This is a genomic window from Bartonella queenslandensis AUST/NH15 (assembly GCF_000312585.1).
Classification (GTDB): Bacteria; Pseudomonadota; Alphaproteobacteria; order Rhizobiales; family Rhizobiaceae; genus Bartonella; species Bartonella queenslandensis_A.
Genome location: NZ_HE997981.1, coordinates 51,809 through 53,041, shown reverse-complemented (window position 1 = coordinate 53,041; position 1,233 = coordinate 51,809). Strand labels below are relative to the sequence as shown.

The window sequence follows — 1,233 nt, the reverse complement described above, 5'->3', positions numbered from 1 at the left end:
CACCCCCACCTTCTTACCACAACTTTCAGAACATGCGTGTTTCACGCCACATGTGAATTACATCTAAAATCAAGGGGAACAGATATGGCACACCGTCCACCTACTATCACGCAACCAGCCATTGCACGTGCTTTACGAGAAGCTAAAAAGCAAGGAGCAGAGGTTTTAGAAATTAAGCCTACTGGTGAATTATTCATTCATATCAATAAAATCGTAACACCTAGAATGACAGATAATACTTATAGCATTGATGATTTTCCACCGCTTGAAAATGAACAAGAAGACGACGATACCAGCAAAACTTGTCGTTCTGTCGACGGTATAAAGTTTTAGCCATGCCAAAACGTCGTCCACCATATCTTGTTTGTGAACGCACACGCCATGGTAAAATTATATGGTATGTACGACTTGGTCATGGACCACGATTTCGGATTGAAGGAACCTACGGAACGCAAGAGTTTGTCGATAATTATACGCTTGCTCTTAAGCAAGCGCAAAATGGCAACCCCAAAACAAAGAGCCGTACCAGACTCACAGAAGGTTCTTTCGATTGGTTGTTGCATCAATATTTACAAAGCATGCAATGGCATAATCAATCAGAATCCACGAAAAAAGTGAAGTACAGAATTTTGAACAATGTTTCGAAACATATTGGTCATTGCGCTTATAAAAGTATAGATAAAAAACATATTCTTGAGGCTGTGGATAGAAGGCGAAATACCCCTGCAGCCGCAAAGCATTTTTTGACCTCTTTAAATGGTCTATTTAATTGGGCAGTTGATAATGCTCTTTTGAATAGAAATCCCGCATTTAATGTTAAAGCACCAAAATCTCTTAACAGCGAAGGATTAGCGCCATGGATAGAAGAGGATATCGATAAATATTATCACCACTGGTCACATAGTACCCATGAACGCGTTTGGATTGATGTTCTTCTTTACACAGGCTTACGCCGTGGTGATGCCGTTCGTATCGGTTGGAAAGATGTAAAAGATAATATCATTCATCTCAAAACAGAAAAGAGCCAATTTAAAACAGAGGTTTTTCTCCCGATTTTGCCAGAACTCGCAGAAACACTTAAAATTGGACCTATCGGAGATGAAACATTTATTTGCGGTAAAAGTGGAAATAAGCTCGTTAAAGAGAGTTTTGGCAATCTGTTTCGTGAAGCATGTAATGCAGCAGGAATTAAAAAATCGGCTCACGGCTTGCGAAAATTAGCAGCAACGCGTG

Annotated in this window: 2 protein-coding genes; both read left to right on the top strand. The window is 39.9% G+C overall.

The window, feature by feature from the left end:
- The first annotated feature begins 84 nt into the window (after nucleotides 1–84).
- A complete protein-coding gene (locus BN338_RS01925; RefSeq protein WP_039758515.1) occupies nucleotides 85–333 on the top strand; it encodes a hypothetical protein in 249 nt (82 codons plus the stop codon).
- A gap of 2 nt (nucleotides 334–335) precedes the next feature.
- Nucleotides 336–1,233, top strand: an 898-nt coding sequence (locus BN338_RS01920) for a tyrosine-type recombinase/integrase (RefSeq protein WP_039758512.1), incomplete at its 3' end; no start/stop codon positions are given.